Annotated in this window: 25 protein-coding genes; 14 read left to right on the forward strand and 11 right to left on the reverse strand. The window is 62.6% G+C overall.

Translation table 11 applies throughout. From position 1 onward, the window contains the following. Window position 1: 1 nt before the first annotated feature. Complete coding sequence (gene rplS, locus J2857_RS27190; protein WP_210013194.1) at window positions 2-538, reverse strand: 50S ribosomal protein L19; 537 nt, start codon at window positions 536-538, stop codon at window positions 2-4. Window positions 539-803: 265 nt separating this feature from the next. Between rplS and J2857_RS27195 the strand changes: the two genes are divergently transcribed. After that, window positions 804-1,550 (forward strand): sulfite exporter TauE/SafE family protein, encoded by a 747-nt coding sequence (locus J2857_RS27195; RefSeq protein ID WP_210013195.1) that lies wholly within the window; start codon window positions 804-806, stop codon window positions 1,548-1,550. Here J2857_RS27195 and trmD read toward each other — a convergent pair. The 5 genes from trmD to ffh all read right to left on the reverse strand — a co-directional run bounded on the left by trmD (window position 1,532) and on the right by ffh (window position 5,278). Then, window positions 1,532-2,233 carry a tRNA (guanosine(37)-N1)-methyltransferase TrmD gene (gene trmD, locus J2857_RS27200; protein WP_210013196.1) on the reverse strand — a complete coding sequence of 234 codons (702 nt, stop codon included), beginning with the start codon at window positions 2,231-2,233 and terminating at the stop codon, window positions 1,532-1,534. The genes J2857_RS27195 and trmD overlap by 19 nt on opposite strands. A 5-nt stretch (window positions 2,234-2,238) precedes the next feature. Continuing rightward, entirely contained in the window at window positions 2,239-2,805 is a 567-nt protein-coding gene (gene rimM, locus J2857_RS27205) for a ribosome maturation factor RimM (RefSeq protein WP_210013197.1), read from the reverse strand. A gap of 119 nt (window positions 2,806-2,924) precedes the next feature. Continuing rightward, on the reverse strand, window positions 2,925-3,290 hold the full coding sequence (rpsP, locus tag J2857_RS27210; RefSeq protein ID WP_046631809.1) for a 30S ribosomal protein S16: 366 nt from the start codon (window positions 3,288-3,290) through the stop codon (window positions 2,925-2,927). Window positions 3,291-3,368: 78 nt separating this feature from the next. After that, entirely contained in the window at window positions 3,369-3,683 is a 315-nt protein-coding gene (locus J2857_RS27215; protein ID WP_038546681.1) for a chorismate mutase, read from the reverse strand. A 14-nt stretch (window positions 3,684-3,697) separates the two neighbouring features. Further along, a complete protein-coding gene (ffh, locus tag J2857_RS27220; RefSeq protein ID WP_037081433.1) occupies window positions 3,698-5,278 on the reverse strand; it encodes a signal recognition particle protein in 1,581 nt (526 codons plus the stop codon). A gap of 295 nt (window positions 5,279-5,573) precedes the next feature. Here ffh and J2857_RS27225 point away from each other — a divergent pair, with 295 nt between their 5' ends. From J2857_RS27225 to J2857_RS27280, 12 genes are all read left to right on the forward strand, one after another. Then, window positions 5,574-5,816: a type II toxin-antitoxin system VapB family antitoxin gene (locus J2857_RS27225; RefSeq protein WP_210013198.1), complete on the forward strand. Its 243-nt coding sequence runs from the start codon at window positions 5,574-5,576 to the stop codon at window positions 5,814-5,816. Next, on the forward strand, window positions 5,816-6,253 hold the full coding sequence (locus tag J2857_RS27230) for a type II toxin-antitoxin system VapC family toxin (RefSeq protein WP_210013199.1): 438 nt from the start codon (window positions 5,816-5,818) through the stop codon (window positions 6,251-6,253). Before J2857_RS27225 ends, J2857_RS27230 begins: the two co-directional genes overlap by 1 nt. 62 nt (window positions 6,254-6,315) lie before the next feature. Then, entirely contained in the window at window positions 6,316-7,398 is a 1,083-nt protein-coding gene (locus J2857_RS27235) for an MBL fold metallo-hydrolase (protein ID WP_210013200.1), read from the forward strand. A 164-nt stretch (window positions 7,399-7,562) separates the two neighbouring features. Next, window positions 7,563-8,168: an RNA polymerase sigma factor gene (locus tag J2857_RS27240; protein ID WP_210013201.1), complete on the forward strand. Its 606-nt coding sequence runs from the start codon at window positions 7,563-7,565 to the stop codon at window positions 8,166-8,168. Next, entirely contained in the window at window positions 8,161-9,090 is a 930-nt protein-coding gene (locus J2857_RS27245) for a FecR family protein (protein WP_210013202.1), read from the forward strand. Before J2857_RS27240 ends, J2857_RS27245 begins: the two co-directional genes overlap by 8 nt. Window positions 9,091-9,226: 136 nt before the next feature. Beyond that, window positions 9,227-11,788 (forward strand): TonB-dependent receptor, encoded by a 2,562-nt coding sequence (locus J2857_RS27250; protein WP_210013203.1) that lies wholly within the window; start codon window positions 9,227-9,229, stop codon window positions 11,786-11,788. Between the two features lie 21 nt (window positions 11,789-11,809). After that, window positions 11,810-12,400 (forward strand): biliverdin-producing heme oxygenase, encoded by a 591-nt coding sequence (locus J2857_RS27255; protein WP_210013204.1) that lies wholly within the window; start codon window positions 11,810-11,812, stop codon window positions 12,398-12,400. A 107-nt stretch (window positions 12,401-12,507) separates the two neighbouring features. Beyond that, the gene (dapF, locus tag J2857_RS27260; protein ID WP_210013205.1) at window positions 12,508-13,425 is read left to right on the forward strand and encodes a diaminopimelate epimerase; all 918 of its coding nucleotides are present in this window, start codon (window positions 12,508-12,510) and stop codon (window positions 13,423-13,425) included. Continuing rightward, window positions 13,422-14,708: a tRNA (N(6)-L-threonylcarbamoyladenosine(37)-C(2))-methylthiotransferase MtaB gene (gene mtaB, locus J2857_RS27265; protein WP_210013206.1), complete on the forward strand. Its 1,287-nt coding sequence runs from the start codon at window positions 13,422-13,424 to the stop codon at window positions 14,706-14,708. The genes dapF and mtaB overlap by 4 nt, the downstream gene beginning before the upstream one ends. 15 nt (window positions 14,709-14,723) lie before the next feature. Then, window positions 14,724-16,325 (forward strand): signal recognition particle-docking protein FtsY, encoded by a 1,602-nt coding sequence (ftsY, locus tag J2857_RS27270; protein ID WP_210013207.1) that lies wholly within the window; start codon window positions 14,724-14,726, stop codon window positions 16,323-16,325. Window positions 16,326-16,389: 64 nt separating this feature from the next. Further along, window positions 16,390-17,073 carry a septation protein A gene (locus J2857_RS27275; RefSeq protein ID WP_210013208.1) on the forward strand — a complete coding sequence of 228 codons (684 nt, stop codon included), beginning with the start codon at window positions 16,390-16,392 and terminating at the stop codon, window positions 17,071-17,073. After that, window positions 17,070-17,657, forward strand: a complete 588-nt coding sequence (locus tag J2857_RS27280) for a DUF2585 domain-containing protein (RefSeq protein ID WP_210013209.1) — start codon at window positions 17,070-17,072, stop codon at window positions 17,655-17,657. Before J2857_RS27275 ends, J2857_RS27280 begins: the two co-directional genes overlap by 4 nt. A 471-nt stretch (window positions 17,658-18,128) precedes the next feature. Here J2857_RS27280 and J2857_RS27285 read toward each other — a convergent pair whose 3' ends face one another. The 5 genes from J2857_RS27285 to ccmA form a co-directional block, all read right to left on the reverse strand. After that, window positions 18,129-18,731, reverse strand: a complete 603-nt coding sequence (locus tag J2857_RS27285) for a DsbE family thiol:disulfide interchange protein (protein WP_210013210.1) — start codon at window positions 18,729-18,731, stop codon at window positions 18,129-18,131. Further along, window positions 18,728-18,898: a heme exporter protein CcmD gene (gene ccmD, locus J2857_RS27290; RefSeq protein ID WP_210013211.1), complete on the reverse strand. Its 171-nt coding sequence runs from the start codon at window positions 18,896-18,898 to the stop codon at window positions 18,728-18,730. Before ccmD ends, J2857_RS27285 begins: the two co-directional genes overlap by 4 nt. Window positions 18,899-18,902: 4 nt before the next feature. After that, on the reverse strand, window positions 18,903-19,673 hold the full coding sequence (locus J2857_RS27295) for a heme ABC transporter permease (RefSeq protein WP_210013212.1): 771 nt from the start codon (window positions 19,671-19,673) through the stop codon (window positions 18,903-18,905). Between the two features lie 88 nt (window positions 19,674-19,761). Continuing rightward, window positions 19,762-20,421 carry a heme exporter protein CcmB gene (gene ccmB / locus J2857_RS27300; protein ID WP_210013213.1) on the reverse strand — a complete coding sequence of 220 codons (660 nt, stop codon included), beginning with the start codon at window positions 20,419-20,421 and terminating at the stop codon, window positions 19,762-19,764. A 412-nt stretch (window positions 20,422-20,833) separates the two neighbouring features. Further along, a complete protein-coding gene (gene ccmA / locus J2857_RS27305) occupies window positions 20,834-21,478 on the reverse strand; it encodes a heme ABC exporter ATP-binding protein CcmA (RefSeq protein WP_210013396.1) in 645 nt (214 codons plus the stop codon). Between the two features lie 270 nt (window positions 21,479-21,748). Here ccmA and acnA point away from each other — a divergent pair, with 270 nt between their 5' ends. Next, on the forward strand, window positions 21,749-24,442 hold the full coding sequence (gene acnA, locus J2857_RS27310; protein ID WP_210013214.1) for an aconitate hydratase AcnA: 2,694 nt from the start codon (window positions 21,749-21,751) through the stop codon (window positions 24,440-24,442). Window positions 24,443-24,446: the final 4 nt, after the last annotated feature.

A 24,446-nucleotide genomic window follows, 5' to 3' on the forward strand; every position in this document is an offset into this window, starting at 1 on the left:
CTTATTCGGCAGAAGCTTCAGCGGCCTTGGCGGCTTCGGCTGCGGCCTTTGCTTCAGCGGCTTCCGCTGCTGCCTTTTCGGCGGCGAGAGCCTGGGCTGCGGCAACCTTCTCGGCTTCGATACGTGCCTTCTCTTCGGCAACGGCCTGGCGCTCGGCGTCGTTCAGCTTGCGGGCGCGAACGCCGGTGTCTTCGACGATACGAGCCGACTTGCCGCGACGATCGCGCAGGTAATAGAGCTTGGCGCGACGGACTTTACCGCGGCGAACGACTTCGACGCTTTCGACCATCGGCGAGTAGACCGGGAATACGCGCTCGACGCCTTCGCCGTAGGAGATCTTGCGGACGGTGAAGCTTTCGTTGATGCCGCCGCCGGAACGGGCGATGCAGACGCCTTCATAGGCCTGTACGCGGGTACGGTTGCCTTCGGTAACCTTCACATTGACGCGGAGCGTGTCGCCGGCGGAGAATTCCGGAAGCGTGCGCTTGGCTGCAATCTTGGCGGCCTGTTCGGCTTCCAATTCCTGGATGATATTCATCGTCTCAAACCTTTGGTTCTTCTGAAACAGCCAGAGCGCTCGGGTCTATCCCTTTGGTCGAAGCCTTGGGGATTTGCCTTTCCGGCAGAGCGAATTCGCCATTCTTTGTTACTGGTCGACGGGATATTTCCCATTTCCGGCTGGGCCAATACACGAAAGACTTGGGTTTGTCATCCCGTTGATCGCGATTTTGTGACGAAAAAGCCCGCTATTGCCGCCTTTCGTCGAAGCCGCTATCTGAGGGGCTAGGGATGAGGAAACATCAATGACAATCACAATGATAGCCCTGCTCGCCGCAGCGGGCTTCCTGTCCGGCGCAGTCAACGCGATCGCCGGCGGCGGGACCTTTCTGACCTTCGGGGCGATGACGCTCGCCGGCATTCCGCCGATCCTAGCCAATGCGACGTCCTCGATCGTGCAGTTTCCGGGCTATGTCACTTCGACGATCGCCTATTGGGACGAGATTTCCAGCCGCTGGCGCAGCGCGCTGGTGCTTGCGCTGGTTTCGGTCATTGGCGCCCTTGCCGGTGCCTTCCTGCTCCTGTCGCTCGACAATCCGTCCTTTCGCGCGCTCGTGCCGTGGCTGCTGGCGGCCGCGACGGCGGTGTTTGCCGCAGGTCCCTGGCTGAAACCGAAGGCGTCGGCGGAACGGCCGGCCAATTCTCCCGGTTCCGTCATCGGGCAATTCCTGACGGCGATCTACGGCGGCTTCTTCGGTGCCGGCATGGGCATCATGATGCTTGCGGTCCTCGGCGTCACCACCGGCGGCAGTTACCACCATCTCAATGCGCTGAAAAACATGCTGGCGATCCTGATCGCGGCCGTCGCCATCGTCGTCTTCGTCGGCGGCGGCGTCATTGCCTGGCCGGAGGCGCTGGTGATGATACCGGCCGGCGCGCTGGGCGGTTATGCCGGCGTGTGGATGGCGCGGCGGGTGCCGCAGGCGGTGCTGCGCTGGTGCGTGGTCGCCGTCGGTGCGGCGCTGACGGTTTATTATTTCGTGACGGGGTGAGTCTTGCCCGCGAGGAGATCCGGCCGGCGTGTCCGCGTCAGCCGCTCGGCCTCCTCCAGCCGCCATTTCTCGATAGCGGCATGGTTGCCCGAGGTCAGAACGGCCGGAATCTCCCGGCCTTCGAACACTTGCGGCCTCGTATATTGCGGATGTTCGAGCAGCCCGTTCTCGAAGCTTTCATGGGTGCCTGACAGCGCATTGCCCATGACGCCCGGCAGGATGCGCACGACTGCGTCAAGCAGCGTCAGCGCTGCCGGCTCGCCGCCGGACAGGACGTAATCGCCGATCGATACCTCTTCGAGATTGCGGCCATCGATCACCCGCTGGTCGACCCCTTCGAACCGGCCGCAGACGATCACAACGCCGCCACCGGCCGCCAGTTCGCGCACCTTTTCCTGGGTCAGCGGATTTCCGCGCGGGCTCATGAGCAGGCGCGGGCGGTTATCGCCATCTGAGACGTTATCGATCGCCTTGGCGAGAATATCCGGCTTCAGCACCATGCCGGCGCCGCCGCCGGCCGGCGTGTCGTCCACCGTGCGATGTCGGTCCTGCGCAAAATCGCGGATCTGTACCGTATCGAGCGCCCATTGTCCGCGCTCCAGCGCCTTGCCGGCCAGCGACAAGGCCAGATGCCCCGGAAACATTTCCGGATAGAGCGTCAGGATGGTGGCGCGGAAAGTCATCGCTGCTATTTGCCCTTTTTGGGCAGGCCCGGTGCCGGACCGTCGTCTTCCGGATTTTCGGCAAGGCCGGCTGCCTGCGGATCTATGACGATTTTGCCGCCTTCGAGGTCGATCTCCAGCACAGCCGCCTCGGAGAAGGGGATGAGCGCAGGGCGGCGGCCGGGGCCTTTCAGCTCCAGCAGATCGCCTGCACCGAAATCATAGACGGCGCTCACAGTCCCGTAGCTCTTGCCTTCCTGGTCGACTGCTTCGAGGCCCTCAAGATCGGCATAATAGAATTCGTCTTCCTCGAGTTCGTCGTCGGGCAGGTTGTCGCGTTCGATGAACAGTTCCAAGCCGGCCAGCGCCTCGGCCGCATTGCGGTCGTTGATGCCGCGGAAGCGGACGATCGCGACGTTCTTGGCTTCGCGGATTTCGAGGATCTCGAAGATCCGGCCGTCCTCGCTATGCAGGTTGCCGTAGTCGCCGAGCGCGGTCGGATCGGCCGTGTACGTGCGCACCCGCACCTCGCCCCGGAGACCCTGGGCAGCGCCGATGGTCGCCATCAGAACGGGATTTTCGAGCTTGGTCATAAGGGTCGTGATCTCGGTTGTCGTGCGCTCATTTAAGCTTTGCGCGATCAAAAGCAAACAGCAAAACGGGCAGCGCGTTGCCGCGCCGCCCGTCGTTCAAGAAAGAATGGCTGCGAAACTTATGCTTCGGCGGCAGCGGCTGCTGCTTCTTCGGCCTTCTGGGCGCGTTCCTTGATGCGTTCCTGGGCCTTCTTGCCAGGCTGGCCCTTGCCAGGGTTGTTCTTGGCTTCGCGCTGCGCAATGCCGGCTTCAGCGAGGAATCGCAGAACGCGGTCGGTCGGCTGGGCGCCGTTGTCGAGCCAATGCTTGATACGGTCGGCATTCAGCTCGACGCGCTTGGCATCGTCCTTGGCGAGCATCGGGTTCCAGGAACCGAGCTTTTCGAGGAAGCGACCATCGCGGGGCGAACGGGCGTCAGCAACGACGACGGTGTAGTACGGACGCTTCTTGGAGCCGCCGCGGGCGAGACGGATTTTCAGGGACATTGCAATTACTCCTAGGTTTTTCTGGGCCGCCGTCGGCGGGCCGGGGTTCTTGTTGTGCCCGCCGTGAGGCGGGCTCGTTCATGCTGTCTTCGTGCCGACGTGTTCGGCGGCAATGGCTTCATGGTGCCGGATGACTTCCTTGATGACGAAGTTCAGGAACTTCTCGGCGAAATCCGGGTCCAGATGCGCTTCCTTCGCCAGGCGGCGAAGTCGCTCGATCTGGAATTCTTCGCGCGCCGGGTCGGCCGGCGGCAAATCGTATTGGGCTTTGAGGACGCCCACTTCCTTGGTGCAGCGAAAGCGCTCCGCCAGCATGTGCACGAGCGCCGCGTCGATGTTGTCGATCGACTGGCGGTAGCTTGCAAGTTTCGCTTTGACCTCGGGGTCAACCATCGGCGTGTCCTCCCTCACTTCTTCTTGGGCAGGCCCGGAAGACCCGGGAAACCGCCGCCGAGGCCGGGCAATTTCGGCGCACCGAGACCCGGCATGCCGCCGCCCGGAAGGCCCGGCATCGAGCCCGGCTTGAAGCCGGCGGCCTCCGCCTGCTTCTGCAGCGCTTCGAGCTGTTTCGGATCGAGCTTGGAAAGGTCGGGCATGCCGCCCATTCCACCCATTCCGCCACCCATGCCGCCAAGACCCATCTTCGAGGCAAGGCCGCCCATCATCTGCTTCATCATGCCGCCCTTGCCCTTGCCGCCCATCATTTTCATCATGTCGGCCATCTGGCGGTGCATTTTCAGAAGCTTGTTGATTTCGGCGGCATCCGTGCCGGAGCCGGCGGCGATGCGCTTCTTGCGGCTGTGCTTCAGCATGTCGGGGTTGGCGCGCTCGGCCCTGGTCATCGACTGGATGATGGCGATATGGCGGGCGAACGTCTTGTCGCTCATGCCGGCGGCCGAGAGCTTGTCCTTCATGCCGCTCATGCCGGGCATCAGCCCCATGATACCGCCCATGCCGCCGAGCGACTGCATCTGCTTCAGCTGTTCGGCGAGATCGTTCAGGTCGAACTTGCCCTTGGCCATCTTCTCGGCCATGGCGCGCGCCTTGTCGGCGTCGATATTTTCCGCAGCCTTCTCGACCAGCGAAACGATGTCGCCCATGCCGAGAATGCGGTCGGCGATGCGGCGGGGATGGAATTCCTCCATCTCCGTCATCTTTTCGCCGGTACCGATCAACTTGATCGGCTTGCCGGTGACGGCGCGCATCGAAAGGGCGGCACCGCCGCGGCCGTCGCCGTCCATGCGGGTCAGCACGAGGCCGGTAATGCCGACGCGTTCGTCGAAATTGCGGGCAAGATTGACGGCGTCCTGACCGGTCAGCGAGTCGGCGACCAGCAGGATTTCATGCGGGTTGGAGCGGCGCTTGATTTCCGCCATCTCCGCCATCAGCGGCTCGTCGATATGGGTACGGCCGGCGGTATCGAGGATGACCACGTCATGGCCGCCGAGCTTGGCGGCCTGCACGGCGCGGGCGGCGATCTCGGTCGGCGACTGGCCGGCGATGATCGGCAGCGTGTCGACGCCGGTCTGGACACCCAGCTGGCGGAGCTGTTCCTGGGCGGCCGGGCGGCGCGTGTCGAGCGATGCCATCAGCACCTTCTTGCGCTCGCGATCGGTCAGCCGTTTGGCGATCTTGCCGGTCGTCGTCGTCTTGCCGGAGCCCTGCAGGCCGACCATCATGATCACGACGGGGGCGACCGCATGCAGGTCGATGCCGACCCCTTCGGAGCCGAGCATTTCGATCAGCTCGTCATGGACGATCTTGACGACCATCTGGCCCGGCTTGATCGATTTCAAAACTTCCGCGCCGACGGCCTTTTCCCGCACCTTGTCGGTGAAGGAGCGCACGACTTCCAGCGCCACGTCCGCCTCGAGCAGCGCACGGCGAACCTCGCGCAGAGCGGCGGACACATCCGCCTCGCTCAATGCGCCACGGCCGGTCAGTCCACTCAAGATGGAGCCAAGACGGTCCTGGAGGCTTTCGAACATCGTTTCTTCCTTCTCGCGTTTCGGATGACCGAAACGTCGGGTTCTTATCCGCCAAAAACAAGAGACAAAGCCAAAAAGCACCCGAGGGCGCAACGCGCTGTCGGGTGTTGACCTCCGGGCTCAGTCTATCGGCCCCGGTCGGCGGCTCCAAGTCGTAACTTGTCAGCAGATGGGCGGGCTTAAACAGGAAGAGCAATGAAAAGTCAAGTCTGCCGGCCGGCGAGCGGTCGGCGCCTTGCCTTGCGGGAATATTCAATTGCTCTACATTGAATATTCAAACCTGTGGGTGGTAGCCATGTCCCTCTATATACGCGACCCCAAAGTGAATGAACTCGCTGATGAAGTTATGCGCCGGCTCGGTACGAAGACCAAGACGGAAGCCGTGCGCGTCGCGCTGGAAAACGAGTTGAAGCGGGCCGGGGATGAGTTGTCTCTGGAGGAGCGTGTCAGGCGGCTGCAAGATCGTATTGCAGCGCTCGGACCAAAAGATCCGAACTTCGATGAAAAGGCATTTATGGATGAGATGTGGGAAATCTGATGTTCCTCGATGCGTCCGCAATCGTCGCGATTTTAGGTCGGGAACCGGTAGGGGCGTCCTTGCTCGGCAGAATCAGAGATGCTGAGGCCCCGGTTTATTATTCCTCGATGGTGGTATTTGAGGCAGTCATCTCTTTGGCCCGTCAGAGAAAGATCGCTGTCTATGGCGAGCATGCACCGACGCCGAAACATCTGATCGACGAAGTGCAGGCGGTCGTCTCCGATTTCTTTGCGCAGATCGGTGCTGTCGAAGCCGCTCTTCCATCCGGGCTTCATGACTCTGCACTGGTTGCCGCAAAAACCTACGGCCGCTTTGTCGGCCATCCCGCGAAATTGAACTTCGGCGATTGCTTCTCCTATGCCGCTGCGAAGATGCTCCGATCGCCCTTACTTTTTGCCGGTAACGATTTTTCCAAGACGGATATCGAGGTCGCATGATCGTGTCCGCCGATTGTTGATTTGAGTTTTCAGATGCAGCCTGACGCTGCTAAATGGCTCCCATGAACCGACGAAAATTCCTGAAATGGTCCGGCATCGGTGCGATCGCTGCCCTCGTGGGCGGGTTTGCGGCAAGGGGAGCAATGGCTGCCAACAGATATTACTCCGGTCCAGTCTCCGATCATTTCGACGGAACGTATTTCTTCAATCCGGGTGGCGAGCAGCCGCGCGGCGGGCTCGACCTGCTGCGCTGGAAGCTCGGGGGCAACAATATTGCCTGGCCGGACAGCTTTCCGAGCCCGTTTCCTCAGGCCGTGCCGGAAACGCGGGTCTCGGGCGACCGGCTGACCGTCACCATGGTCGGCCATGCGGCGATGCTGATCCAGGTCGCCGGCTTCAACATCCTGACCGACCCGGTCTGGGACGATCGCGCCAGCCCGGTGCGTTTCGCCGGTCCGAAGCGGGTCAATCCGCCCGGCATCCGCATCGGCGACCTGCCGCCGATCGATATCGTGCTCGTCACCCATAATCACTACGACCATATGGACCTCGAGACCCTCTGGGTGCTGCAGGGCCGCGACAAGCCGCATTTCGTCACGCCGCTCGGCAACGACGCGCTCATCCGCTCGCGTATCGCGGACGCGAAGATCACGGTGATGGATTGGGGTGGCCGCGAGGATATCGGTCCTGGCATGGTCCTGCATTGCGAGCCCTGCCATCACTGGTCGGCGCGCGGTGTGAGCGATCGGCGGATGGCGCTCTGGGCTGCCTTCGTTTTCGAAACCCCCGCCGGCAAGATCTACCATATCGGCGATACGGGTTTCCACCGGGGTATCAACTACCGCGCCGCGCGCGAAAAGCACGGCGCTTTCCGGCTCGCCAACCTGCCGTTCGGCGCCTACGAACCGCGCTGGTTCATGCAGGCGCAGCACCAGAACCCGGACGAGGCGGTGGAGGGCATGCTCCTTTGCGATGCGGCTTTCGTGGCCGGCCATCACTGGGGCACGTTCAAGCTGACCGATGAAGGGATCGAACAGCCCCTGGCGGCGCTTCACGCCGCTCTCGATGCGCGCCACATTTCCCGGGATCGCTTCCGGCCCATGCGGCCCGGCCAAATCTTCGAAGTGCCGACAATTTCCGTCTGAGCATTCCGACCTGTTGCGAAAACGCGACAGATGGCCCGGATCGTCAGGAATCTCAGTCTTTGCTGCCGCCAACACAAGGCCGCCCAACCTGCTGATTTCGCATCAAAACATGATTTTAACTGTCATCTTTATGCGGCGCTCTTTGGATTCATTCCAAATCATTGATGTTGAATTGCTTTTTGCGCGACGCTAGACGCTGGCCGCCGGCCGGGCAGGGGTCCGGGCTTGAGGTTGGGAACTTGGACATCGGCCAAATCGAGCAATTGCAGCAAACCGAGGAGGGGAAGCTGCGGCGGTTCTTTCTTCGGCGCCTGCGCAACAGGGAGGATGCTGCGGACGCGATACAGGAAACTTTCTTGCGGCTGCTGACGTCCTCGCCGAAGGAGGATCTGCGCAACCCGAGTGCCTATCTTTACCAGGTCGCCCGGTCCGTTGCCCATGGCATCACCGCCCGGCTGATGCGCGACAGTGCGCTGTTCAGCGACGAGATTGACCAGACGCAGGTCGCCGACGACGCGCCCAGCCCGGAACGGGTGGTGGCGGCGCGCCAGCAGCTCGGGCTTCTGATCGAGACGATTTCCGCCCTGCCGCCGAAATGCCGGGTCGTGTTCGTGCTCAGCCGGCTCGAAGGGCTTTCCAACGGAGAGATCGCAACCAGGCTCGGAATCTCCCGCAATATGGTTGAAAAGCATATCATACGTGCACTCATGGCTTGCCGTCAGGCCCGCCTTGCGGCATTGCGTCCGGCCGGGGGAAACGCACATGACTAATGTTTCAGGCAAGGCCATCGAGGACGGGATTGCGGAGGAGGCGGCAGGCTGGGTCGCGCGTCTGGGATCCCGCGACGCGACCGATGCCGACCACCGCCGCTTCGAACTCTGGAAAATGCAGGATCCGGCTCATGCGGCCGCCTTTGAAGAGATGAGCTCTCTCTGGGGCGATCTCGCGGCGGTGCCAAAAACGGTCGCGCCGCGACGGCGTCGGGTGGTCGGCGGTGGCATTGCCGCTCTGCTTCTGATGGGCTGTCTTGGCATCATCGCCAGCGGGACCGGCCTCATCGCCCGGTATCGTTCGGACTTCTACACGCCGGTCGGCGTCATTCAGCGCATCGACCTCGACGACGGTTCGGTGGTGACGCTCAACGCCGATAGCGCAATCAAGGTGCGATACGGCCAGACCGAGCGCCGGATCGTAGTCCTGCGCGGCGAAGCTTTTTTCGACGTCACCCCCAACCCGGCACGGCCTTTCGTCGTCAGTGGCGACGAAACCCAGGCAATCGCGCTCGGCACCCATTATGCGGTGCGCGTCGGCGATCGCGACGAGGTGATGGTCGAGGAGGGACATGTAGCGGTCACCTCCGGCCCGCAGCGCGCGGTGATCGATGCCGGCGGCACCGCGCATCTTGATGCCGAGGGCCACTTGGTGACGGGTTCCGGCGATGTCGCCAATCTGACCAGTTGGCGCAGCGGCAAGCTGGTCTTTTCCGGCCGGCCGCTCGGCGAGGTGCTCGGCCAGATCGGCCGTTACCAGCGGGGCCGCATCATGGTGCTCGACGACAAGGCCTCGCAGCTGCGGGTAAGCGGCGTCTTTGCCGTGAACGATGTCGATCAGACTTTCGCTGCGCTACAGGAGAGCCTGCCGATCCGAATCATCCGGCTTTCCGACTGGGTCACGCTCGTCCGCTCGCGATGAAGCCCGCCACCCGGAAAATGTGATTATTAAAATCATCTTTTTTGAAAATCCACGTCAGGAGGTGGAGCCCTCCTTCACTCATAACCATCGGGGCCGCGATGAGAGCGGTCCCGAAGTTTGAGTGCAGGGGGTTGGAATGAGTTTGAAGGGACCGCTTTCTTCGCGGCATGTCCGGATCGCGCTTGGTTGCGCATCCTGGCTGGGCGGCATGGCTCCGGCCATCGCGCAGCAGCCGGCGCAAGGCGTCCAGTCGCAGCAGGTTGCCATTTCCATTCCCGCCGGGCCGCTGGAAAACGCCCTTCTCGCGCTCGGCCGCCAGACCGATTTGCGTCTCGTCTATCGCAGCGAAATCACTGCCGGAAAGACTACGGCCGGCGTTTCCGGTTCGCTGACGCCGTCTGCCGCCCTGTCGCGGCTGCTCTCCGGCACCGGCGTTTCCTTCCGGTCGAGCGGCGGCAATACGGTGACGCTGGAGGCCGTGGCATCGGCGGCGGGGAGCCTGCCGAATGCGTCGGACGATACGACGCTGCAGCCGATCGTGCTGCGCGACGGGGATAGCGAGGGCGTAGACAGGCCTTACGAGACTGCGGGCTCGACCAGCTACATCACCGCCGAGCAGATCGAGCGCTTCCGTGGTTCAACGGCCGGCGACATATTCAAGAACACGCCTGGCGTCATCTCCGCCAACAACCACAACGGCGGCTCTGTCAACGTCAATATCCGCGGGCTGCAGGGGCAGAACCGCGTGCGCGTAGCGATCGACGGAACGCAGCAGACGACCACGACATGGCGCGGCTATGCCGGTGTCGACGACCGCACCTATATCGATCCCGACCTGATCGGCGGCGTCAGCATCTCCAAAGGGCCCTCAGGCGGCGCTGCCGGCGCCGGCGTCAACGGCGGCGTGGTCGGCATCCGTACCATCAATGCGAAGGATATCGTCGAGGACGGCAAGGAGTATGGCGGGCGGATCAAGATCGGCGCGCAGGACAATACGACGTCCGATTTCACCATCATGTCGTTCAATCAGCAGACCGAATCGGCCGATTTCTTTGATTTCAAGAACGGCAACGGCTCTATCGCGCTCGGCACCGTGCAGGACAATTTCGATCTGGTGATCGCCGCCGCCCGGCGCTATCGCGGCAATTACTTCGCCGGCTCGGATGGTCCGACCACTTATCGGTACGACAATCGCGACTGGGACTTATCCTATACCAAGCCGGGCGAGGAGGTGTTCAATACATCGAGTGAATCGACCTCGTTCCTCGCCAAGGGCACATTCCACTTCGACGACGACCAGAGCCTTGAGCTTGGCTATGTGCACTATGAGAGCACCTTCGGCGAGGCGATGTCTTCGCTGCTGTTTACGCAGGACGGAGTTCTTCGCCAAGCGAAGCTTTCCGATGTCGTTACCGATACTTTCACCAGCCGCTACCGCTACAATCCGGACGATATGGTCGATCTCAAAGTCAATGCCTGGATGAGTATCGTCGATCAGAGCGCAGTCTCGACCGGCCTTGGCCTCTATTTTCCGCCGTTCTTCGTGCCAGTTGACGATCCCCGTTACGCCATGACTCACACCTATGGCGGGGATATTTCGAACACGAGCATATTCGATACAGGCTACGGCCAGTTCAACGTCAGCTACGGCGCGTCCTATCTCCTCGAAGATATAGACAGCCGTCCCTACTACAGCCGTCAGTATGAGCGGGACAGAGGTACGCTGATGACCCCGAGCGTCGGCAGCCGTTCGATCGCCAGCGCCTTTTCCCAGGGCGAATGGGAGGTGACCGATTGGCTAAAGCTCAATGCGGGCCTGCGCTACGACCACTACTGGCTGAAGGACGATGGCGTGACCCCCGATACCACCGTTCGCGCAAAGGACGGCGGCCGGCTCAATCCCTCGATCAGCGCCACGATCGAGCCCCTCGACGGCCTGCAGTTCTACGCTCTCTATGCGGAAGGCGTGCGGCCTCCGACCATGCGCGAGACCATGGGCAATGACGGCAACGTCAGGCCCAATCCCAATCTCAAGCCGGAAGTCGCCAGGAACTGGGAAATCGGTGTCAACCTCAGCAAGGACGGGCTGATCACTGACAGCGATTCCGCCAGGCTGAAGCTCTCCTATTTCAATAACAACTATACAGACTACATTTCCCGCATTTCTACCAGAGGGCTGCCTCCCCCGCCTCCCGGAATGCCGAACTATTCCTTCACGTTCGACAACCTGAGAAAAGCCCGTTTCTCCGGCGTCGAGGTCACCGCCTCCTACGACCTCGGCTTCCTCTATGCGGAAGGGTCGCTTACCTACTATACCGATTACATGTTCTGCCGCACCCTTTCGACGTGCTCTAACACGACGGAAGAAAACGACTACGCCGCAAACCACATGCCGCCTGAGATTATGAAGCGGCTGACGATCGGCACGCGGCTTTTCGAGGACAAGCTGACCGCCGGCATCCGCATAACCCAGGCCGGTGCCCGCCTGTCGCCGGTCACGCAATCGGCCCGCCAATATACCGGCATGTGGGTGCCCTATACGACCGTCGACGCCTTCGCGACCTACAAGATCACGGAAAACTTGACATTCGACCTCCAGGCCGAAAACTTGACCGATCGTTTCTACATTGATGCCCTTGATGGCTGGAATCCTGCGCCGGGACGGACGATCCGGGCCTCGCTGACCGCCAAATTCTAAAATATTCGAAACGGAAGACATATGCAGATCGAACTCGAAACACCCACCGCCCCGACCCGGATCCAGCGTCTGAAGGCTCTCACCGATGCCACCCATGAGCGCCTCGACAAGCGCATCATGGCGGCCGATCCCTTCGGCAGCCGCGAGCGTTACGCGCTGTTCCTCGCCGTGCAGCATCATTTCCATGCGGATGTCGATCCGCTCTATCTCGATCCGCGGCTTAATCGCCTCGTTCCCGATCTTCCGAGCCGCGTCCGGCTTGAAGCACTGCGGCAGGATATCGCTGATGTGACCGGAAGCGAGCCGCCGGTCCTCACCGCCAGGACGGATGGGCTCGGTATTCCGGCCGCCCTCGGCTGGCTCTATGTCGCCGAAGGCTCGAACCTCGGTGCCGCCTTCCTCCTGAAACAGGCGGCCAGGCTCGGCCTGTCCGAAGAATTCGGCGCCCGCCACCTCGCCGGCCATCCCGCCGGCCGAGGCTTGCACTGGCGCACCTTCATCGCTTCTTTCAACGGGTTCGAGATGTCCGAGGCGGAGGAGGCGGACATGGCCGAAGGCGCCAAGTCGGCGTTTCGCCGGGTCCATGCGCTGGTGGACGAGTTTTTCCTGTGAGGCGTGACTACCGCCGCACACAGGGAAGCGCCCACTGGTAATTCCCCCCCTTTTCCGCCATATACAGCCCTTAAGGCGGGCATCCGGCTCGCGATGGATTTGGCGTCATGACGGAACTGGTGGAATTCGCGCGGATGAACGGGCTTGGCAACAAGATCCTGGTCGTCGACATGCGCGGGCGCATCGACAAGGTGACGCCTGGCGCCGCTATCGCGCTCAATGCCGATCCGGCCACGCAGTTCGACCAGATCATGGCGATCCACGATCCGAAGGCCGAAGGCACCGATGCCTGGATCGACATCCTCAATTCCGACGGCACGATGGCGCAGGCCTGCGGCAACGGCACGCGCTGCGTGGTGCAGGCGCTGAGCGCCGAGACCGGCCGCAAGACCTTTACCTTCCAGACCGTCGCCGGCATTCTCAATGCCGTCGAGCATGAGGACGGTACGATCTCGGTCGACATGGGCAAGCCGGTTTTCGAGTGGGACCGCATTCCGCTCGCCGAGGAATTTTTCGATACCAGCCGTATCGAGCTGCAGATCGGCCCGATCGATGCGCCGATCCTGCATTCGCCGTCGGCGATGTCGATGGGCAATCCGCATGCCGTCTTCTGGGTGACGAGCGATCCGATGAGCTTCGATCTCGAACGGTTCGGGCCGCTGCTCGAAAACCATCCGATGTTTCCGGAAAAGGCGAATATAACGCTGGCGCAGGTCACGTCCAAGTCGTCGTTGCGCACCCGCACCTGGGAGCGCGGCGCCGGCCTGACGCTGGCCTGCGGTTCGGCCGCCTGCGCCGCCGCCGTTTCCGCCGCCCGCACCGGGCGCACCGGCCGCACGGTGACGATCGACGTAGCCTCCAGCCCGGTTCGCCAGCCGCTCGTCATCGAGTGGCGCGGTGACGACCACGTCGTGATGACCGGGCCGGCCGAATGGGAATGGTCGGGCAAGGTCGATCCGACCATCGGAACCTTTACCCGCGACACAGTGCAGGATGCCGACGGCCCGGAGGCTCGGGTCAATTGAGCGGCGTCGAGGTCATCACCTTCGGCTGTCGGCTCAATACCTATGAATCGGAAGTGATGCGGGCCGAGGCCGAAAAGGCCGGGCTCAACAATGCCATCCTGGTCAATACCTGCGCCGTCACCGGCGAGGCCGTGCGCCAGGCCCGCCAGGCGATCCGCCGGGCGCGGCGCGAAAACCCGCATGCCCGCATCATCGTCACCGGCTGCGCTGCCCAGACCGAAAAAGAGACCTTTGCCGGCATGGCGGAAGTCGATGCCGTGCTCGGCAACGAGGAAAAGCTGAAAAGCGCCTCCTACCGGGCACTCCCGGATTTCGGCGTTTCGGCGGAAGAAAAGCTGCGCGTCAACGACATCATGAGCGTGCGCGCCACCGCGCCGCAGATGGTGAAGCATATCGACGGCCACGTGCGCGCCTTCATCCAGGTGCAGAACGGCTGCGATCACCGCTGCACCTTCTGCATCATCCCCTATGGCCGCGGCAATTCCCGCTCGGTGCCGATGGGCGCCGTCGTCGATCAGGCCCGGCGGCTGACGGAGAGCGGCTATCGCGAGATCGTGCTGACCGGCGTCGATGCCACCAGCTACGGCGCCGATCTGCCCGGCCAGCCGTCGCTCGGCTATCTGGCCAGGACGCTGCTCCGCCAAGTGCCCGAGATCCTGCGCCTTCGCCTGTCCTCGATCGACAGTATCGAGGCAGACAAACATCTCTGGGACCTGATCGCCGACGAGCCGCGGTTCATGCCGCATCTGCACCTGTCGCTGCAGCATGGCGACGACTTGATCCTCAAACGGATGAAGCGCCGCCATTCGCGCGCCGAGGTGCTCGCTTTCACAGAGCAGGCGCGGCGGCTCAGGCCCGAGATCGCCTTCGGGGCGGATATGATCGCCGGTTTCCCCACCGAGACGGAAGAAATGTTCGAGAACGCCGCGACGCTCTCGGAAGAGGCCGGCATTTCCTTCCTGCACGTCTTCCCCTACAGCCCGCGATCCGGAACGCCGGCGGCCCGCATGCCGCAGGTCGATCGGGCGCTGGTCAAGGACCGGGCGGCACGGCTGCGGGCGCGGGGCGAAGCGCTGCATCGCGCCCATCTCGACCGCATGGTCGGCACCGAGCAGACGATCATCGTCGAGAATAACGGCATGGCGCATACGGAAAACTTTTCGCTGGTGGCGGCGCCTCGCCTTCACCCCCGCGAGTTCAAGCGCGTTATGATTACCGGCCATAACGGCAAATATCTGGAAATGCAGGTCGCGTCCGCCCTTGTCCCGTCTCGGGCGGCGTAACCGGAACGGGTTCTCATGGCATTGGGCTTCATCAAACGCGTCTTCACCTTCGGCAAGCCCGCCGAGGAACCGGCACCCGATGCAGTAGGGCCGGAGGATCTCGCCGCCATCCAGGCGGAACTGGAGCCGAAGTCGCGCGACGAAGACCTGCCGGTCTCGCCCGTCGATCCTGTCGCACCGGCTGAGATCGAGACGGCTGGCGGGCCGGTTGCGGATGTGGCGGCGGAGAATGTCAAACCGGCGGAGCCGGAGGCTGACGAGGACGATGAGCCGGCGCTTCTTCCCGGCGTCGAAGCCGTAACCGAGATCGGTACGGTACCATTGTCGCTATTGCAGGCGAAGGCAGAGGCTGAAGAAGCCGTGGTATCCGCGGAAGTGCACCCCTCTGTCCTGCCGGACATCTCCCCCTCAAGGGGGGAGATCGCGGATGCGCCGTCTTCTCCACCATCGGACGGCAGTGCTGCCATATCGGATCGCGGTTCTGAAGATTCGGCATCGGCTTTGGGAGTGGGAGCGAACCGCTTGCCGATCTCCCCCCTTGAGGGGGAGATGTCCGGCGGGACAGAGGGGGGTGTTCCCTCGGACGACGACGTTCGCGCCGCACCAAGTGAAGCGCCCCGCCCCGAACCCACCCTCCCCAAAGGCTTCTCCACCGCCCGCCCGGAACCGCCGCCCGAACCCATCGCCCCCGCGCCAAAACTCACCTGGTTCCAGCGCCTGCGCGCCGGCCTTGCGCGCACGTCGTCGCAGCTCACCGGCCAGATCGGCGCGCTCTTCACCAAGCGCAAGCTGGACGAGGATACGCTGGAACAGCTCGAAGACCTGCTGATCCAGGCTGATCTCGGGGTCGAGACTGCGATGCGGGTCACCGGCGCGCTTTCCTCGGAGCGTTACGGCAAGGACGTGACCGGCGAGGACGTGTCGCGAATCATGGCCGAGGAGATCACCAGGGTTCTTGCGCCGGTCGCAAAGCCGCTGGCGCTCGATCTCAATCACAAGCCGCATGTCATCCTCGTCGTCGGCGTCAACGGCACCGGCAAGACGACGACGATCGGCAAGCTGGCGGCAAAACTCTCGGGTTCCGGCCTCAAGGTCATGCTCGCTGCCGGCGATACGTTTCGCGCGGCCGCGATCGAGCAGCTGAAGATCTGGGCGGACCGCACCGGCTCGGGCTTCATCGGCACCAAGCTCGGCGCCGATGCGGCCGGCCTTGCCTATGACGCCTACGAGCAGGCGCGCGCCAACAAGTCCGACGTGCTGATCATCGATACCGCCGGCCGGCTGCAGAACCGCACCGAACTGATGGCCGAACTCGAAAAGATCGTCCGCGTGCTCGGCAAGCTCGATCCCGATGCGCCGCACACCGTGCTGCAGACGCTCGACGCCACGACCGGCCAGAACGCCATGAACCAGGTCGAGATTTTCCGGAACGTTGCGGGAGTGAGCGGGCTTATCATGACGAAGCTCGACGGCACGGCGCGCGGCGGCATTCTCGTGGCGATTGCCGCCAAGCACAAGCTGCCGGTCTATTTCATCGGTGTGGGCGAAGGGGTGGACGATCTCGAACCCTTCGAGGCGCAGGATTTTGCGCGCGCCATTGCCGGGATTGCCCATTGATGCCACAAATCTGCCTTGGCACTCGCGCAGGGCCAAGGCAGGACGAAGCAGGTTTGACCAGTTTATGAAATTCGAAAGCGATACGACGCCCACCGCCGCCGACCGGCACCATCCGATGCTGAAGCTCTCGCTTGAGCTCGGGCCGCTGCTCGTCTTCTTCTTCGCCAATCTGCGCGGGGAATGGCTTGCGGAGACTTTCCCCTGGCTTTCGGTGCTCGGCGGCCCGCTTTTCATCGCCAGCGGCCTGTTCATGGTCGCGACCGTCATCTCGCTCGTTGTCTCGAAGATCGTTCTCGGGCATCTGCCTATGATGCCCTTCATTTCCGGCATCGTCGTTCTGGTCTTCGGCGGGCTCGGCATCTGGCTGCAGGACGAGCTGTTCTTCAAGATGAAGCCGACCATCATCAACACGCTGTTCGGCGTCGTGCTGCTCGGCGGACTGCTGTTCGGCAAGTCGCTTCTCGGCTATGTGTTCAATGCGGCCTTCCAGCTCGATGATGCCGGCTGGCGCAAGCTGACCGTCCGCTGGGGTGTGTTCTTCCTGTTCCTCGCCGTCCTCAACGAAATCGTCTGGCGCGGCGCCAACGCCTATTACCTGCCCGACGTAAAGGCGGCGGATAATTTCTGGGTCGCCTTCAAGGTCTGGGGTACGATGCCGATCACGCTGATCTTCACCATGACGCAGATGCCATTGATCATGCGCCATACGATCCAGGAGCCGGCAGGCAACACCGAGGCTGAAAAGTGACGGCGGCGGAATTCTCCCCATCGAGTTCGTCCTCCAGGCGCTGGCTCTTCGCCGCGCTTGTCCTCTTTCTGCTCCAGATCGCCGTCCTCTATGCGATGGGCCGCATCCCGATCTGCGAATGCGGCTATGTGAAGCTCTGGGAAGGCGGGGTGAACACCAGCGGCAATTCTCAGCACCTCTCCGACTGGTACACGCCGTCGCACATCATCCACGGCTTCCTCTTCTACGGTCTAGGCTGGCTGATCCTGCGCCGCGCGCCGCTGACCGCCCGGCTTTCGCTGGCCATCCTGATCGAGGCGGCCTGGGAAATTGCCGAAAACTCCCCGCTGATCATCGACCGCTACCGCACGGCGACCATGGCGCTCGGCTATACCGGCGACAGCATCCTCAATTCGGCGATGGACACGGTGTTCATGGCCCTCGGCTTCCTCGCCGCCTCACGCCTGCCGGTCTGGTTGACGGTCGCGGTCGCCATCTTCTTCGAGCTGGCGACCGGCTACATCATCCGCGACAACCTGACGCTCAACGTGCTGATGCTCGTCTGGCCGGTCGATGCGGTTCGGGTATGGCAGGGCGGGTTGTAGGTCGCGGCTGCGACCGGGAGCGGCCTTGGTCGGGGATCGTTTTGCCGGTCCGAGAAAAATCCGCTCAACCTCATCAATCCCTTACGGATATTCGCTTCCCCGTCCATCCCCGCTTCTCCGAACCCGCCCCATAATCACCCCGTCATCGGATGGGAAACCGGATTCGCGAACCGGCCTCCTCCTCAGGGTTTTCGGACCCCGGTTGCCGGTGATGGCTGTCGAACGTGGTGGAACGGGAACTGACAAATCCCGGAAAGCTGCAGGAAACGGTCGGGGCAGGCGGAAAGCCTGAATACCCAATACCGAAATACCCCGCCTGCTCCGTTCCCAAACCAGAACCGCGCCGGACAAGACGTCCCGCGCGGCCAAAAGTGCTTCTTCGCGCTGAGATCGAAATGCTCTTCGAAGCAGGGAACACAGCGAAAAACCTCGGTCGCTTTGGGACATCCCGGTCGCCCGAACGGCTCCCGTTCAGCGTCCTGCCACGGCCTTCTCGATCGCTGGCAGAAGATCCTGCGTCAGGCTGCGCTCGTCGAAGGGCCCGACCTTCTTGTAGAGGATCGTTCCGTCGGGCGCGGCCAGATAACTTTCCGGAATGCCGTAGACCCCCCAGTCAATCGCCGCCTTGCCGTTCGGATCGACGCCGATTGCCTTATAAGGATTGCCGAGTTCGCCGAGGAAACGCAACGCGTTGTCGTTGCGGTCCTTGTAGTTGATGCCGACGATGGTGAGCCGGCTGTCGTTTGCCAGTTCTTTCAGGATCGGGTGTTCCTGCCGGCAGGGCACGCACCAGGAGGCGAATACGTTGACCAGCGTCAGCTTGCCGGTGATCGCCGAGGTCGTCAGCGCCGCGGTGTTTGAGCCTTCCAGCGGCGGGAGCGCCAGCGAAGGGGCCTTCTTGCCGATCAGGGCGGAGGGGATGGCCGAGACGTCGCGGCCGTTGACGTCCTGATCGTAGAGCATCTTGCCGGCGACCGCTGCAAAACCGAGAAAGATCGCCAGCGGGATTAGCGGCAGCGCATAACGTGCCAGGCTCTTGCGCGTCGCGGGCTGATTTTCGGTCTCGATGCTCATGCCGCGTCACCCTTTGCCTGAGCGGAGCGGCGGCGGATACCGGAGGCTTCGAGTTCGGCCAGCTCCTTTTGGCGGGCGCGGCCGTCGAGCCAGGTCCAGGCGATCAGACAGAGGATGACGATGGCCGAAACGGCATAGGACATGGCGATATAGAAGGTATGGCTCATGATCTCACCCCTCCGAGCCGGTTACATGGCCGGCTAAACGCGCGGCCATGCGCCGCTGGGCGGCGACGCGGCGGCGCCAGATCTCGTTGCGCATCGCCATCACATGCAGGGTGAAGAACAGCATGGTGAAGGCGATCGCCATGATCAACAGCGGCCAGAGGAATTCCTGGTCGATGGTCGGGCCGCCCATGCGGATCACGCTGGCAGGCTGGTGCAGCGTGTTCCACCAGTCGACCGAGAACTTGATGATCGGGATGTTGACGAAACCGACGAGGATCAGCACGGCGGACACGCGCGCCGCCCGCGACGGATCGTCCATGGCGCGGTTGAGCGCGATCAGGCCGAGATACATGAGGAAGAGCACGAAGACGGAGGTGAGACGCGCGTCCCACACCCACCATGTGCCCCACATCGGCCGGCCCCAGAGGGAGCCGGTGGCGAGCGCGATCAGCGTGAAGGCGGCGCCGAGCGGGGCTGCCGCCTTGTGGCTGACGTCGGCGAGTGGGTGGCGCCAGACCAGCGTACCGATCGCCGAAACGGCCATCACCGTGTAGCACATCATCGACAGCCAGGCGGCGGGCACATGCACGTACATGATACGCACCGTCGCGCCCTGCTGATAATCGCCTTCCGTCGTGAAGCTCAGATAGAGCCCGATTGCGAACAGGATTGCTGTGATCACCGCCATCCAGGGCAGGATGCGGGCCGCGAGCGCCAGGAACCGCGTCGGGTTGGCCAGATCGCTGAATTTGCTGATGGCGAGGCTGTCGGTCATGGACACTTTCTAATCTGCGCGCGGAAAAGCAGCTTGATCCGGGTCAATTCGACCCCAGGCAATCTGATCCCAATCAATCCGATTCTAGTCAATCGCCGGCATTGCGCAACGCCAGTGCCGCGCCGAGCGGACCGAGCACGGCAAAAAACATCGTGATCGCCACCAATATCAGGAAAGGCGGCATAAACGGGGCAGGGTCCTCGACCGCCGCATAGGAAGCGCTGACGCCGAAGATCAGCACGGGGATCGCGAGCGGCAGGACAAGGATGGAGACGAGCAGCCCGCCCCGCGGCAGGGCAACCGCCACCGCCGCTCCGACCGCACCGATGAAGGTCAACGCCGGCGTGCCGACCAAGAGCGTCAGCATGGTGGCGCCGATTGCCACCTCATTCATGTTCATGAAAAGGCCGAGCAACGGCGAGGCGATCACCAGCGGCAGGCCGTTGCCGAGCCAGTGCGCCAGGCATTTCATCAGCACGGTCAGCACCAGCGGGTGTTCCTGCATCAGCAGCAGGTCGAGCGACCCGTCCTCGCGCTCGGTCTGGAACAGGCGGTCAAGGCCGAGCAGGGCCGAGAGCAGCGCGCCGATCCAGACGATTGCCGGGCCGATGCGGGACAATAGATTGAGATCCGGGCCGACGCCGAAGGGGATGACGGCGACGACCGTCATGAAGAAGAGAACCCCGATCAGAGCGCCGCCGCCGGCGCGGACGGAAAGTTTGAGGTCGCGGAGGAGGAGTGCGGTCATGATCGGACGCTCCGTGTCCGGGGCGCATCCCCCTCTGCTCTGCCGGGCATCTCCCCCAACTCAGTTCCCGTCATCCTCGGGCTTGACCCGAGGATCCACTTTTCGTGCCGGAAGGCGTCGATCCGGTCCGACCGGTACAGTTCGGAGACCTGGATCCTCGGGTCAAGCCCGAGGATGACGGCGAGAGGGCGGCGGATGACGGCGGGTGTGAGGGTGGGAGGAGCCCTTCCCCCTTGGGGGGAGGTGTTGGGGAGGGGTTTTCTGTCTGCATAAAACCCCTCCCGCCTGCCGGCCCCCATCCCCACAAGGGGAAGGGTTAAGAGTGCAGCACCGTTCCAGGCCCCATACACCATAGCCATTCCCTTGCGGTGGGGGCCGCCAGGGCAGAGGGGGGTAACGCGGGACACGACGATCACCATCTCCCCTCCGCCACGCCCGCAAACCCGGCCATCTTCAATTCCCTTGCATTCTCCAGCCCCAGCGGCTGATGAGTCGCCGCCAGCACTATGCCGCCGCCAGACAGATGCGCATTTATCAGCGCCGTGAATATGCTTTCCGCGTTCACATCCAGCGCCGCAGTCGGCTCGTCCAATATCCAGACCGGCCTATAGGCGACGAGCAGCTTGGCAAACGCCATGCGGCGCTGCTGCCCGGCCGACAGGTAACCGAAGGGGAGGTGGATGATCCCGCCAAGGCCAACCGTCTCGGCAGCCTCGCCGGGGGAGATGCCCTTGCCGCCCTCCACGTCGCCGAAAAACTCCTTCCAGAAACTCAGATTTTCAAACACCGAAAGTTCCGCCTTCATCGCATTGCGGTGGCCGAGATAATGGCAGGCCTCGGCGGCGCGCATTCCCGATTCGGCACTCTCCGAAACCCAGGTGACGCGACCGGTCTCCGGGTGCAGCAATCCGGCCACGACGCGCAGCAGCGTCGATTTCCCAGATCCGTTGCGGCCGGTGAGGACGAGGCTTTCACCGGCTCCGAGGGCAAAGGAGATATCCGTGAAAATCAGGTCTTCGCCGCGCCTTGCGCCCAAGTTTTCGGCCAAAAGCCGCATGACGGAGACCTTCATTAAGATTTTAATCATCGCGATCCGAAAATTTATTCGGAATGAGCGCCAAGCGTCTGGAACCCTTCTTAGAAATTATCTATAAGCACTGCAACCACGCCAGCGGCCGGCGTGATTTCAATCTTCCGCCGAACCTGAAGATCCCAAAAAATCTTCTCGTGCGGACAGCGGAAATGGTCGTACCCGCATCCTGATGTGCATGAAGTGCATAGGCGTCCGCACGCGCGTGTTGGCTCTTTAATCAGCGGGGTTTATTCCGTGGCTAAGTCTCTCGACAGTTTCAATTGTCGCTCCGTCCTTACCGTAGGCGGTAAGGATTACGTTTACTACAGCCTTCCGAAGGCCGAACAGAACGGCCTTGCCGGCGTTTCGAAGCTTCCCTTCTCGATGAAGGTTCTGCTCGAAAACCTGCTCCGCTTCGAAGACGGCCAGTCCGTCACCAAGGAACAGATCCTGACGGTCGCCGAATGGCTGAACAACAAGGGTCTCACGGAAGCGGAAATCGCTTACCGTCCGGCCCGCGTGCTGATGCAGGACTTCACCGGCGTTCCCGCCGTCGTCGATCTTGCCGCAATGCGCGACGCGATGGTTTCGCTCGGCGGCGATCCGGAAAAGATCAACCCGCTGGTTCCCGTCGACCTCGTCATCGACCACTCGGTCATCGTCGACGAGTTCGGCACGCCGACCGCGTTTGCGAAGAACGTCGAGCTCGAATACGAGCGCAACGGCGAGCGCTACCGCTTCCTCAAGTGGGGCCAGCAGGCATTCAAGAATTTCCGCGTCGTTCCTCCAGGCACCGGCATCTGTCACCAGGTCAATCTCGAATATCTCGGCCAGACCGTCTGGACCAAGGAAGAGGATGGCGAAACGATCGCCTATCCGGACACCTGCGTCGGCACCGATTCGCACACCACGATGATCAACGGCCTCGGCGTTCTCGGCTGGGGCGTCGGCGGTATCGAAGCGGAAGCCTCGATGCTCGGCCAGCCGGTCTCGATGCTGCTGCCTGAAGTCATCGGCTTCAAGCTCACCGGCAAGCTCAAGGAAGGCGTCACCGCAACCGACCTCGTGCTGACCGTCGTGCAGATGCTGCGCAAGAAGGGCGTCGTTTCCAAGTTCGTCGAATTCTTCGGTCCGGGCATGGACAACATGCCGCTCGCCGACCGTGCGACGATCGGCAACATGGGTCCGGAATACGGCGCGACCTGCGGCTTCTTCCCGGTCGACGGCGAAACCATCAACTACCTGACGATGTCCGGCCGCACGCTGGAGCGGATTGCGCTGGTCGAGGCCTATTCCAAGGTCCAGGGCATGTGGCGCGAGGGCGACGGTTCCGACCTCGTCTTCACCGACACGCTGGAACTCGACCTCAACGACGTCGTGCCGTCGATGGCCGGCCCGAAGCGTCCGGAAGGCCGCATCTCGCTCGACAAGATCGCTTCCGGTTTCGCCGGTTCGCTCGACACCGAGTACAAGAAGCCCGGCCAGCTCGACAATCGTTACCCTGTCGAAGGCACGGATTTCGATCTCGGCCATGGCGACGTGGCGATTGCCGCGATCACGTCCTGCACCAACACCTCCAACCCGTCGGTCCTGATCGCTGCCGGCCTTCTCGCCCGCAACGCGGTTGCCAAGGGCCTGAAGTCCAAGCCTTGGGTCAAGACGTCGCTGGCACCGGGATCCCAGGTCGTCGGCGAATACCTTGCCAAGTCCGGTCTGCAGGCCGATCTCGACAAGCTCGGCTTCAACCTGGTCGGCTTCGGCTGCACCACCTGCATCGGCAATTCCGGTCCGCTGCCGGCACCGATCTCGAAGACGATCAACGATAAGGGCCTGATCGTTTCGGGCGTGCTTTCGGGCAATCGCAACTTCGAAGGCCGCATCTCGCCTGATGTCCAGGCCAACTACCTCGCTTCGCCGCCGCTCGTCGTCGCCTATGCGCTCGCCGGCACGGTGCAGAAGGACCTGACCACGGAACCGCTCGGCGAAGACCAGAACGGCAACCCGGTCTTCCTCAAGGACATCTGGCCGACCTCGAAGGAAGTCCAGGAATTCATCCTGAAATACGTCACCCGCGAACTTTACGAAACCAAGTACGCGGACGTGTTCAAGGGCGATGCCAACTGGCAGGCGGTCAAAGTTCCCCCGGGCCAGACCTATGCCTGGGACGACAATTCGACCTATGTGCAGAACCCGCCCTATTTCGTCGGCATGGGCAAGACCGGTTCGGGCCTCAAGAACATCAAGGGCGCCCGCATCCTCGGTCTGTTCGGCGACAAGATCACCACCGACCACATCTCGCCGGCCGGTTCCATCAAGGCTGCTTCGCCGGCCGGTGCCTACCTGACGGGTCATGGCGTCGGCGTTGCCGACTTCAACCAGTACGGCACGCGCCGCGGCAACCATGAAGTGATGATGCGCGGCACGTTCGCCAACATCCGCATCCGTAACTACATGCTCGGCCCGAACGGCAAGGAAGGCGGCTACACCTTCCACTATCCGTCCAAGGAAGAGATGTCGATCTACGATGCAGCCATGCAGTACAAGGCAGAGGGCGTTCCGCTCGTGATCTTCGCTGGCGTCGAATACGGCAACGGCTCGTCGCGCGACTGGGCCGCGAAGGGGACCAACCTGCTCGGCGTCAAGGCGGTCATCGCCCAGTCCTTCGAGCGTATCCACCGCTCGAACCTGGTCGGCATGGGCGTCGTTCCCTTCGTCTTCGAAGAGGGCACGACCTGGGCCAGCCTCGACCTCAAGGGCGACGAGACCGTCACTATCGAGGGCCTGGAAGGCGACATCAAGCCGCGCGAATGGAAGACCGCCAAGATCACCTACGGCGACGGCACGGTGAAGGAAATCAACATCCTTTGCCGCATCGATACGCTCGACGAGGTCATCTACATGAACAATGGCGGCATCCTGCAGACCGTTCTGCGCGATCTGGCTGCTTAATTTG

Origin of the sequence: Neorhizobium galegae (assembly GCF_017877055.1) — a bacterium.
In the GTDB taxonomy this organism is placed as follows: domain Bacteria; phylum Pseudomonadota; class Alphaproteobacteria; order Rhizobiales; family Rhizobiaceae; genus Neorhizobium; species Neorhizobium galegae_D.

Excerpts from the sequence above, each read along its gene's own strand:
- trmD (WP_210013196.1), bottom strand. The coding sequence starts at position 2,233 with ATGACTTTCCGCGCCACCATCCTGACGCTCTATCCGGAAATGTTTCCG.
- rpsP (WP_046631809.1), bottom strand. The coding sequence starts at position 3,290 with ATGTCCCTGAAAATCCGTCTCGCCCGCGGCGGCTCCAAGAAGCGTCCG.
- ftsY (WP_210013207.1), top strand. The coding sequence starts at position 14,724 with ATGGCATTGGGCTTCATCAAACGCGTCTTCACCTTCGGCAAGCCCGCC.
- ffh (WP_037081433.1), bottom strand. The coding sequence starts at position 5,278 with ATGTTCGAAAGCCTCCAGGACCGTCTTGGCTCCATCTTGAGTGGACTG.
- J2857_RS27250 (WP_210013203.1), top strand. The coding sequence starts at position 9,227 with ATGAGTTTGAAGGGACCGCTTTCTTCGCGGCATGTCCGGATCGCGCTT.
- J2857_RS27240 (WP_210013201.1), top strand. The coding sequence starts at position 7,563 with ATGTTGAATTGCTTTTTGCGCGACGCTAGACGCTGGCCGCCGGCCGGG.
- J2857_RS27215 (WP_038546681.1), bottom strand. The coding sequence starts at position 3,683 with ATGGTTGACCCCGAGGTCAAAGCGAAACTTGCAAGCTACCGCCAGTCG.
- J2857_RS27275 (WP_210013208.1), top strand. The coding sequence starts at position 16,390 with ATGAAATTCGAAAGCGATACGACGCCCACCGCCGCCGACCGGCACCAT.
- J2857_RS27285 (WP_210013210.1), bottom strand. The coding sequence starts at position 18,731 with ATGAGCATCGAGACCGAAAATCAGCCCGCGACGCGCAAGAGCCTGGCA.
- J2857_RS27235 (WP_210013200.1), top strand. The coding sequence starts at position 6,316 with ATGAACCGACGAAAATTCCTGAAATGGTCCGGCATCGGTGCGATCGCT.
- J2857_RS27295 (WP_210013212.1), bottom strand. The coding sequence starts at position 19,673 with ATGACCGACAGCCTCGCCATCAGCAAATTCAGCGATCTGGCCAACCCG.
- ccmB (WP_210013213.1), bottom strand. The coding sequence starts at position 20,421 with ATGACCGCACTCCTCCTCCGCGACCTCAAACTTTCCGTCCGCGCCGGC.
- J2857_RS27245 (WP_210013202.1), top strand. The coding sequence starts at position 8,161 with ATGACTAATGTTTCAGGCAAGGCCATCGAGGACGGGATTGCGGAGGAG.
- J2857_RS27195 (WP_210013195.1), top strand. The coding sequence starts at position 804 with ATGACAATCACAATGATAGCCCTGCTCGCCGCAGCGGGCTTCCTGTCC.
- J2857_RS27255 (WP_210013204.1), top strand. The coding sequence starts at position 11,810 with ATGCAGATCGAACTCGAAACACCCACCGCCCCGACCCGGATCCAGCGT.
- rimM (WP_210013197.1), bottom strand. The coding sequence starts at position 2,805 with ATGACCAAGCTCGAAAATCCCGTTCTGATGGCGACCATCGGCGCTGCC.
- dapF (WP_210013205.1), top strand. The coding sequence starts at position 12,508 with ATGACGGAACTGGTGGAATTCGCGCGGATGAACGGGCTTGGCAACAAG.
- J2857_RS27230 (WP_210013199.1), top strand. The coding sequence starts at position 5,816 with ATGTTCCTCGATGCGTCCGCAATCGTCGCGATTTTAGGTCGGGAACCG.
- ccmD (WP_210013211.1), bottom strand. The coding sequence starts at position 18,898 with ATGAGCCATACCTTCTATATCGCCATGTCCTATGCCGTTTCGGCCATC.
- rplS (WP_210013194.1), bottom strand. The coding sequence starts at position 538 with ATGAATATCATCCAGGAATTGGAAGCCGAACAGGCCGCCAAGATTGCA.
- J2857_RS27225 (WP_210013198.1), top strand. The coding sequence starts at position 5,574 with ATGTCCCTCTATATACGCGACCCCAAAGTGAATGAACTCGCTGATGAA.
- ccmA (WP_210013396.1), bottom strand. The coding sequence starts at position 21,478 with ATGCGGCTTTTGGCCGAAAACTTGGGCGCAAGGCGCGGCGAAGACCTG.